Source organism: Eikenella sp., from assembly GCF_057315495.1.
The window spans coordinates 1-9,975 of record NZ_DBHKXY010000054.1 but is presented as its reverse complement, the minus strand read 5'-3'; the positions used below and the strand labels follow the sequence as shown (position 1 = coordinate 9,975).

At 55.1% G+C, this 9,975-nt stretch carries 4 protein-coding genes, 1 tRNA gene and 1 pseudogene; 2 read left to right on the top strand and 4 right to left on the bottom strand.

Annotation, left to right across the window (positions count from 1 at the left end):
* The first annotated feature begins 353 nt into the window (after positions 1-353).
* Positions 354-2,378 carry an OPT family oligopeptide transporter gene (locus ACO6EE_RS09135; protein ID WP_485960725.1) on the top strand — a complete coding sequence of 675 codons (2,025 nt, stop codon included), beginning with the start codon at positions 354-356 and terminating at the stop codon, positions 2,376-2,378.
* A 342-nt stretch (positions 2,379-2,720) separates the two neighbouring features.
* Here ACO6EE_RS09135 and ACO6EE_RS09130 read toward each other — a convergent pair whose 3' ends face one another.
* Positions 2,721-4,124 (bottom strand): chloride channel protein, encoded by a 1,404-nt coding sequence (locus tag ACO6EE_RS09130; RefSeq protein ID WP_485960724.1) that lies wholly within the window; start codon positions 4,122-4,124, stop codon positions 2,721-2,723.
* 284 nt (positions 4,125-4,408) lie between these two features.
* Here ACO6EE_RS09130 and ACO6EE_RS09125 point away from each other — a divergent pair.
* Positions 4,409-4,502 (top strand) — tRNA-Ser (locus ACO6EE_RS09125).
* A 360-nt stretch (positions 4,503-4,862) separates the two neighbouring features.
* Here the strand turns inward: ACO6EE_RS09125 and ACO6EE_RS09120 are convergent.
* The 3 genes and pseudogenes from ACO6EE_RS09120 to ACO6EE_RS09110 form a co-directional block, all read right to left on the bottom strand.
* Positions 4,863-7,092: pseudogene (locus tag ACO6EE_RS09120) on the bottom strand (nitric-oxide reductase large subunit).
* A gap of 376 nt (positions 7,093-7,468) precedes the next feature.
* Complete coding sequence (locus tag ACO6EE_RS09115; RefSeq protein ID WP_485960723.1) at positions 7,469-7,858, bottom strand: SMI1/KNR4 family protein; 390 nt, start codon at positions 7,856-7,858, stop codon at positions 7,469-7,471.
* Positions 7,859-8,117: 259 nt separating this feature from the next.
* Positions 8,118-9,767 (bottom strand): electron transfer flavoprotein-ubiquinone oxidoreductase, encoded by a 1,650-nt coding sequence (locus ACO6EE_RS09110; RefSeq protein ID WP_485960722.1) that lies wholly within the window; start codon positions 9,765-9,767, stop codon positions 8,118-8,120.
* Between the last annotated feature and the right edge of the window lie 208 nt (positions 9,768-9,975).

The window sequence follows — 9,975 nt, the reverse complement described above, 5'->3', positions numbered from 1 at the left end:
GTTAAGTTTATTAAGGATTATTTCTCTGTTTCTGATGATGAGTAGCACCTTTTTTTGTTACTTATGCCGCAACTCCCAATATTTTTACAATCACGAAACGTAAGAATTTGTAAAATTTTTATTAGCCATACAGTATCCATTTTCTGATTAATGATTTTTATACTTATATGTAACAATATAATTTTTTAATAATAAATTATCCGTTTAAAAATACTAAAAGAATTTCATTCATAAAAAATTACCAAGTAAACCCAGTTAATTTATAAACAAATATTTACATTTACAATATTTTTCTTGACATAAACCTCATATCGAAAAAGAATGCAACCTCGTTTCAACCAAAGGTAAAGAAAATGTCTCTATCCACCCATGATCCTTATGCCAATTACAGGGAGCTTACCCTGCGCGGCATGGTGTTGGGCGCGTTAATCACCGTGGTGTTTACCGCCTCCAATATCTATTTAGGGCTGAAAGTAGGCCTCACGTTTGCCTCTTCCATCCCGGCTGCCGTGATTTCCATGGCGATTTTGAAATTCGCCAAAGGCAGTAATATCCTTGAAAACAACATGGTGCAAACCCAGGCTTCTGCCGCGGGTACGCTCTCTTCCGTGATCTTCATCCTGCCCGGCCTCTTAATGAGCGGTTATTGGACAGGATTCCCGTTTTGGCAAACCACTCTGCTGTGTATGGCCGGCGGTATTTTGGGGGTGATTTTCACCATCCCGTTGCGCTATGCCATGGTGGTGAAAAGCGATTTGCCCTATCCCGAAGGCGTGGCGGCAGCCGAGATTTTGAAAGTCGGTAGCGGCGACGGCGTGGTGGGTGAGGAAAATGCAGACACCACGCAAAAAGCTGACAGTGGTATTGGCGAAATCGTTACCGGCGGTGTGATTTCCGGTATTTTCAGTTTCGCCAGCAACGGCTTGCGCGTAGTGGCCGACAGTGCCAGCCTGTGGTTTAAAGCCGGCACGTCTATTTTCCAAATCCCGATGGGCTTCTCATTGGCTCTGCTCGGCGCCGGCTATTTGGTCGGCCTGGCCAGCGGTATTGCCATGCTGGTGGGCATTGCGATCGCCTGGGGCATCGCCATCCCCTATTTCTCTGCCACCAATCCGCAGCCGGCTGATATGGAAATGGTTGCTTTCGCTATGCGGTTGTGGAAAGAAAAAGTGCGCTTTATCGGCGCCGGCACCATCGGTATTGCCGCAATCTGGACGCTGATCACCCTGCTCAAACCCACCCTGGAAGGCATGAAAATGTCGTTCCGTGCCATCAAAGGCGGTGAAGGTGCTGCGCTGGAACGCGTTGAGCAAGACTTGTCACCCAAAGCCATGATTGCCTATGTACTAGGCATGATGCTGCTCTTGGGCTTCTCCTTCTACCACTTCGTGGCTGATGCCAACTTGCCTACCGGCACGGCTTGGCTGCTGGTAGTAGTCTGCACCTTGCTGGCTTTCGTTATTGGTTTCCTGGTAGCAGCTGCCTGCGGCTATATGGCCGGCTTGGTGGGCTCTTCTTCCAGCCCGATTTCTGGCATTGGCATCATCTCCGTAGTGGCTATTTCACTGGTGCTACTGGCTATTGGCAGTGCCAACAACATGTTTGCCGATGAAGGCACTCGCAATTTCCTGGTGGCGCTCACTCTGTTCTGTGGCTCTGCCGTAGTGGCCGTGGCTTCCATTTCCAACGACAACCTGCAAGACCTGAAAACCGGCTACCTGATTAAAGCCACCCCGTGGCGTCAGGAAGTGGCGCTGATTATCGGCTGCGTGGTGGGTGCATTGGTTGTATCTTCCGTGCTTGAGCTGCTCTACGCTGCCTACGGCTTCACTGGCGCCATGCCGCGTCCGGATATGGATCCGAGCCAGGCTCTGGCTGCGCCGCAGGCCACACTGATGACTACCATCGCCAAAGCCATCTTCTCGCACTCGCTGCAATGGAACTACATTCTCACCGGTATCGGTATTGGTGTGGTGCTCATCATCATCAACGAAGTATTGAAACGCAGCGGCTCCAAACTGATGCTGCCCACCCTGGCCGTGGGTATGGGCATCTACCTGCCGCCGGCTATCAATATGCCGATTGCCATTGGTGCCATCATGGCCGCCTTCCTGAAACGCCGCATTGGCAAAGATGAGGCCAAACAGAAAGATGCCGAGCGCGTGGGCACCCTGTTTGCTGCCGGCCTGATTGTGGGCGAGAGCTTGATTGGTGTGATTATGGCGCTGATTATCGCCCTGTCTGTTACCAGCGGCGGCTCCGACTCTCCGCTGGCGCTGAACCTGGACAACTGGGGCACCATCAGCGAATTCCTCGGCCTGGCCTTCTTCATCGGTGGTATGCTGATCTTCATCCGCCGCGTGATGAAAACCAAATAAACGCGTTGCCGCAAATGCAAACCGCCCGATAGATATCGGGCGGTTTTTGTATGTTGATTGAGTTTAAAAACGTAGGGTTGGTGGCACACATTCAGCAAAAGGCTACCTGAAAATATTGGGCATCAGATTTTTCAGGTAGCCTCTTTGATATATCAGCAGCGTAGGTAGCTCATTGCCCATACAGAAAGCGTATCAGCTTGAATATCCCGGCAGCCCGTTAAAACATTCCAAACAGCATCAACCATATAGCTTGGTATTCCTACCGAACCTCTTCGATACAATCAAATAAAAGTCTACCTGAAAACCAAACAAAACATGTTTCAGGTAGCCTCTAGCATTATTTTACTTTGCCGCCGATTCTGCCTGCCGAGCTTCCCCTTCCCGCAGCAGCTCCTCACGCACGCGCTGGCGAAAACGTCCTGCCGCAAAATGGTAGAACGGTTGCGGGCAAAACTGGCGGGCAATCACCGAAGCGGCAATCGACGACACCAACATCCAAAACAACAGCGACTGGCTGCCCGTCATTTCCATCACCACCACGCTGGCCGTGAGCGGCGCTTGCGTAGCCGCTGCTAAAAACGCAGCCATGCACAGCAAGGCCAGAATTGCCGCCGGGGCTTCCGCACCGGCAATTTGCGCGATGTGTACGCCCAAGAGCGCACCGATGGCCAGCGAAGGCGTAAAAATCCCGCCCGGAATGCCCGCCCAATAGGACAGCACCGTAGCTGCCCACTTCGCGCCCGCCAGGCCATAAGTCAAATCCGTCTGCCCGTGCAACGCGGCCGCCGCCACATCATAACCCGTGCCGTAGGTTTGCCCATCGAACAGCACGCCCAAGGCAGCCAGCATCAAGCCGAACACACCCGCCAACCAGATCGGGTGACGACGCATCCAATTGCGCCATTTCGGCAACGCCAACCAAGTTGCACCCTTGCTTAGAAAACGCGCAAACAACCCGCCCGCCACGCCGCACACGGCGGCGCACAGCAAAGCCCAACGCAGCATATGCTCTGCCGGCTGCCCGGCGTTAAAGCCCTGAAAATAAGTACTGTTGCCCTCAATCGCCACTAAAAAGAAACCTGAAGCCAGCACGCCGATAAAAATTTGCCGCTCCCAATGCAGCGACACCGAACGCCCCAGCTCCTCAATCGCAAAAATCACCCCGGCCAGCGGCGCATTGAATGCTGCTGCCAAACCGCCAGCCGCACCGGCCGCCAGCAATTCCTTGTCTTGCAAGCGCTTGAATGCCAAATTATAGCGTTTGCACCAAGAACCCCAGGCCAGCATCACTGCGGCCCCCACCTGTACCGAAGGCCCTTCGCGCCCGATGGATGCACCGGCCAACATGCCCAAAAACGTGAGCGGAATTTTTAAAGCCGTGCGCCACAAAGCCACCAAACGGTTGCCGCCCTTCACTTTCGGCATCGAAAGCGTGGCCAACACCTGCGGAATCCCGCTGCCCGCCGTATAAGGCGCATACCGGCGCGTGAACCACACAATCAGCATCAGCGATATCGGTAGCACCGCAAATGCTGCCAGCGGATACTGCTGTGACCACTTGGCATTCAAATGAAGCGCATAATCTGCCAATTTGGCAAACCCTAGCGACACCAACGACACCAAAGCAGCCCCCATCAACAGCAAAATCACTGCCGCCGTTTTGCGCGACAGGCGCTGCGTTTGCTTGATTTTGTGCGCCAGCGACCTGCCGATGCCGCTGCTCAGCTTCAAACCCAATCGTTTCATATTGACCTATCCGTTACGCCTGAGGAATTTGCCTGTTGGCACAACCTATTCCCAAGCGCAATAGCTTGTTAAATTATCAAAACATTTCTTTGCATATTATAGCAAACAGTGAGAAAGCGGTAGGTTGTTGGTGCATTTATGCCGTTTATCCGTTGCAAACTGCCTGCCATCCTGCCAACTAAAAGTCTTTACACTTCAAACCCATCAAGCCAAAATACCCGCTCTTGGCACAAAATATCTTGCCTTTTAGGCACGCTTCCTATATTATCCGCCGTTCTGAACACGGAGTAGTGGCTGAGAGGTTGAAGGCACACCCCTGCTAAGGGTGCATATGGGCTAAAACCTGTATCGAGGGTTCGAATCCCTCCTACTCCGCCAGATTAAAACTCCCCAATCCGCAAGATTGGGGAGTTTGCTTTTGCCTGTTTGATGCGTAAGCTTTCAGGTAGCCTCCAGACAACAGGCTACCTGAAAACTGCGAAGGCTGCTTTCTCAGGTAGCCTGCTATCCAGCCTTAAAGCCCATTTGGCAGACAATCCCATACCAAGCAAGTAGACGCTCACTCCAGCAAGCAACCATCCGCTCCATATAACAAAATCAGCCCAGCAACAGCGAGCTAATCTATCCAGGCTACCTGAAAACCAAATCAAGCAATCCGCTGCTTACTGCCAAGCCATCAAAAAAGGCTACCTGAAATTTCAGGTAGCCTTTTCTTCAATCAAGGCTCAAGCGGCGGCATTACGCAGTTTTCTTGCCGGTGCCTTTGCTGAACACGATTTTAGTTGCCTGCCAGGCCACACAGCAGCCGCCGGCAATGAATACCAAGTCGGAGATGGTACGAATCCAGCGCAGCATCACCAGCGAATCCTGCTGCATGAAGCCTTCGCTGCGAGCCATCCACAAGCCGTCGTGAATGGCGGCATAAATTTGAATCACACCGGCGGGCAGCAGGCTGGTGGCAATCATGCCCACCAGGCCGAGGTTCAGCATCCAGAAGCCGTAGCTCATCAGTTTTTCTTCAAACCCATAATCCGGTTTCAGATAGCGTGCCACCAGCAGCACGAAACCCAAGGCGAGGAAGCCGTATACACCAAACAGTGCGGCATGAGCGTGCACGGCGGTGGTATTCAGGCCTTGCAGGTAGAACAAGGAAATCGGCGGGTTAATCAGGAAGCCGAACACGCCGGCGCCGATCATATTCCAGAAAGCCACGGCCACGAAGCACATCAGCGGCCAGCGCAGGCGCTTCATCCACGGGGTGGCGTGCTGGTAGGACCAGTGCTCATGCGCTTCCTTGCCCAGCAGAATCAGTGGCACCACTTCCAAAGCGGAGAAAGACGCGCCTACAGCCATAATCGGCGTGGTGGTACCGGCGAAATACAGGTGGTGGAACGTGCCGGGCACACCGCCAACCATAAACAGCGAAGCGGCAACTAATGAAGCCACGGTGGCCGATTTACGGCTTACCAAACCCAAGTTGTAGAAAATAAAGGCCAGTACCACGGTGGCGAACACTTCAAAGAAGCCTTCCACCCACAGATGCACCACCCACCAGCGCCAGTAGTCCATCACGGTGAGGCTGTCGTGCTCGCCGTAGAGCAAGCCGGGTGCGTAAAACACACCCACGCCCACCATGGAGGCCACGAAAATGGCCAGCAGGTTTTTATCGGCATTTTTATCTTTAAACGCAGACACGGTGCAGCGCAGCATCAGGAACAGCCACAGCAAGAGGCCGACCATCAGCAGAATCTGCCAGAAGCGGCCCAAATCCAAGTATTCGTAGCCTTGGTGGCCGAACCAGAAATTCAGGTGTGCAGGCATGGCGTGGCTCAAGGCCAGGAAGTTGCCGCCGTAAGAGCCGCCCACCACGATAAACAGTGCCACAAACAGCGCGTTCACGCCGAGCGCCTGGAATTTCGGATCTTTGCCGCCGTTTACCACCGGAGCCAGGAACAGGCCGGCGGTAAGGAAGCCGGTAGCAATCCAGAAGATGGCGGATTGCAAGTGCCAAGTGCGCACCAACGCATAGGGGAACCAGTCAGACAGCGGAATGCCGAAGAAACGCTGGCCTTCCACGGTGTAGTGCGCAGTGAGCCGCCGAGCAGAATCTGCACGATAAACAGCGCCACGGTCAGGAACACATATTTGCCCAGCGCGCGTTGTGAAGGCGTGAGCTGCACTTTGCTGATCGGATCGGTATCCGGCAACTGCGACTCGCTTTCGTGTTTGTGCAAGAAAGACCAGCCCCACACCAAGAGGCCGATACCGGCCAGCAGGAACACGATACTGGCCACAGACCACATCACGTTTTCCGTGGTCGGCACGTTGTTGATCAAAGGTTCGTGCGGCCAGTTGTTGGTGTAGGTGGCATCATGGTTCGGGCGGTTGGTGGCAGCGGCCCAAGATGTCCAAAAGAAGAAATTGGTCAGGCGCTGGCGGCGGGTTTCATCCGGCAGCGTGTTGTTTTTCATCGCGAAGTGCTCGCGGGTTTTCTCCATCGACAGATCGTTGCCGTACAGCGTGATGTAGTACGGGGCAACCGCTTCGATGGCTTTGATGCGGGTGTCGCTCAACACCACTTTGCCGTCGGAGCCCACGCGGCTGCCGTTGCGGTATTCTTCCGTGAGCGCGGCTTTCAGCGCAGCCTGTTGGTCGGCATTGAGCTCGTCGAACATCTTGCCGTGCTGCTCTTGCGCACTGATGTTCAACCAAGCCACCAATTCGCGGTGCAGCCAATCGGCCGTCCAGTCGGGGCTTGGTAAGCGCCGTGGCCGAGAATCGAGCCCAGCTCCATACCGCCGGTGCTCTGCCAGGCAGACTGGCCGGCCAGCACGTCGTCTTTGCTGATCACGGTTTTGCCGTCGGCCGATACATAGGCTTCCGGGAACGGAGGCGCCTGACGGTATACCTCCACGCCCAAATAGCCCAATATTGAAAAGGTTATCGTTAAAACTACAATTAGCGACAACCATAATTTCTTCTATTGTCCCATTATTCATTCCTCTAAAAATTATTGTGGTGATTTCAAACCGATGCCGCCGCCTGTAAAGCGTTGCCGCTCCCAATGCAGAGACACCGGTTCCCATGCTCACTATAGCCATTTCTTGTCATGAAATATCTAGCTAAAAAGTATTAATTTGCGTCAACAGGGCTGGCGGCAAAACAAAAAACCGTATTCTCTGGGATACGGTTTTTCAGGTAGCCTTGGCTCACGGGTGTGCGCAATCGCGCAATTCCTTCGCGCGGCAGGGATTGTGTTTCAGCAGCACCGCCGCGCAGGCCGCTTCGTCGGCACAGTCTTCCCAGCCGTCGGCATCCCGCACATAGATGCCTGCCGTCCGATGTCATTCCAGCTTGGCTTCAAGCATCGCGTGCAGGCTGTCGTAGCACAAGATGGCGCCGTGGAAGTCGAACCACACCGGGGCACGGGGTTGCTCCATATCGCCGCATTCGATGCAATAAAACTCGCCTTCAAACTCGAATACAGGCAGCAACCGCGGTTCAAACAGGGGGAAATCCGGCTCTTGGCGGTTGGTTTCCATGCGCCATGCCCACTCGGCCAGCGCCGCTTCCACGGGAAGGAAGCAATGGTAATTAAACAGCGGTGTGTCTAAGGGCTGTGTGTCTGGCTGCACACTGCCGTTGTGCCAGCCGTAGAGCGCAAACCATTCCTGAGGCGGCAGATGGACGAAACCGGCGGCATCGAGTTTGGCCTGCAAATCCACGCGGCTCAAACCAGCCTGCAGGCTGGCCGGAAAGTGTGGGTCGTGTTGCGCGGCAATGGCGGTAAGTTCGGTGAGGGTGTGTTGAAGTTACATGAGGCTACCTGAAATGGATGCGGGTTAAAACGTGTTGCCGTTGGTTTTTCAGGTAGCCTTTCCGGCACCCCGTATGCCGCCAAATGGCTGGCTGGAAAGTGGGGTCAACCATTTTCAGGTAGCCTGTTGCCATCGAGGCTACCTGAAAAAGAGGCCACCTGAAACCCGGTGCGGGCTACATCTCGCCGTAGTTCGGCCCGCCGCCGCCTTCGGGGCAGGTCCAGGTGATGTTGGCGGCGGGGTCTTTGATGTCGCAGGTTTTGCAGTGGATGCAGTCGGCAGCGTGGATTTGCAGATGCGGCTGGCCGTTTTCCTGCACGATTTCATACACGCCGGCGGGGCAGTAGCGCGTTTCGGGCGCGGCGAAGCGGCGGTAACCCACCTCGATGGCGGCCTGTTCGCTGGCAAGCTTCAAATGCGCCGGCTGGTTTTCTTCGTGGTGGGTGTTGGCCAGATACACACTGCTGGTGCGGTCGAACGACACTTGGCCGTCCGGTTTGGGGTATTCAATTGGGCGGCACGCAGCGGCAGGTTTCAGGCTCTCGCGGTCGCTACCGTGGTGGCTAATAGTCCACGGCGCACGGCCGCGGAACAGATACACATCCAGCGCGTTGAGCCCCATGGCCGGCCAGAAACCCCATTTGAAGGCGGGGCGGATATTGCGGGCACGATAGAGCTCGTTGTGCAACCAGGATTGGCGGAAGGCTTCAGCATAGGCTACGGCTTCGGCGACCTCTTCCGCCACACTGCTTTGCAGCACGCCAAACACGGCTTCGGCGGCCAGCATGGCCGATTTCATGGCGGTATGCGCGCCTTTGATGCTGGGCACATTGAGGAAACCCGCCGCATCGCCCACCAGCACGCCGCCGGGGAAAGTGAGCTTGGGCAGGCTCTGCAAGCCGCCCTCGGTGAGTGCGCGTGCGCCATAGGCAATGCGCCGCCCGCCTTCAAACACGGGGCGGATGGCGGGATGGGTTTTAAACCGTTGAAACTCTTCAAACGGCGAGAGATAGGGGTTTTGATAGTCCAGCCCCACCACGAAGCCGACGGCCACTTTATTATCAGCCAAATGGTAGAGGAAAGAGCCACCGTAGGTGCGGGCATCCAGCGGCCAGCCCACAGTGTGCATCACGTTGCCGGGCTGCGACTGTTCGGGCCGCACTTCCCAAATTTCCTTCACACCCAGGCCGTAGGTTTGCGGCTGGCTGTGTTGGTCTAATTGGAATTTGGCAATCAGCTGTTCGGAGAGCGAACCGCGGCAGCCTTCGGCAAACACCGTCTGCCGCCCCCACAGCTCCATGCCGGGCTGGTAGCTGTCGGTGGGCTGGCCGTCTTTGCCGATGCCCATATCGCCGGTGGCAATGCCTTTTACGCTGCCATCTTCCCGATACAACACTTCGGCGGCGGCAAAGCCGGGATAAATCTCCACACCCAAACCTTCGGCCTGCTCGGCCAGCCAGCGGCAGAGCACACCCAAGCTGATGATGTAGTTGCCCTGATTGTGGAAGCTGGGCGGCAAGGGCAGCGGCAGCACGGATTGGCCGGTGAGGAAAAGCAGCCGCTCACCTTTCACCGGCTGATTAAGCGGCGCACCGCGCTCGCGCCAATCGGGCAGTAGCTCGCTCAGCGCCTTGGGGTTAAACACTGCGCCGGACAAAATATGCGCACCCACTTCCGAGCCTTTTTCCACCACGCACACGCTGATGTCGCCGCCCGACTCGGCCGCGAGCTGCTTGAGCCTTATCGCCGCCGACAGCCCGGCCACGCCCGCACCCACAATCACCACGTCACATTGCATACTCTCGCGTGTTGTTTGTTCTGTCATATCTGCCAAACTTTCCTGATTACGGGCCGTTTTTGCCCGTTTCCATACTAAAAACCGAAGGCTGGATTTTACCACTTCGGCGCTATTCCTGCCCCGCTTATCAGGCTACCTGAAAAGTTTCAGGTAGCCTTGATGCAGATTGGCCGAACTTAATAGACCTCTTGCGAAAGTATCCTGAAGATTTACAATTTCCAAATGAAATACGAAA

Coding starts and splice junctions, on each gene's coding strand:
- ACO6EE_RS09130 (WP_485960724.1), bottom strand. CDS start 4,124: ATGAAACGATTGGGTTTGAAGCTGAGCAGCGGCATCGGCAGGTCGCTG.
- ACO6EE_RS09110 (WP_485960722.1), bottom strand. CDS start 9,767: ATGACAGAACAAACAACACGCGAGAGTATGCAATGTGACGTGGTGATT.
- ACO6EE_RS09135 (WP_485960725.1), top strand. CDS start 354: ATGTCTCTATCCACCCATGATCCTTATGCCAATTACAGGGAGCTTACC.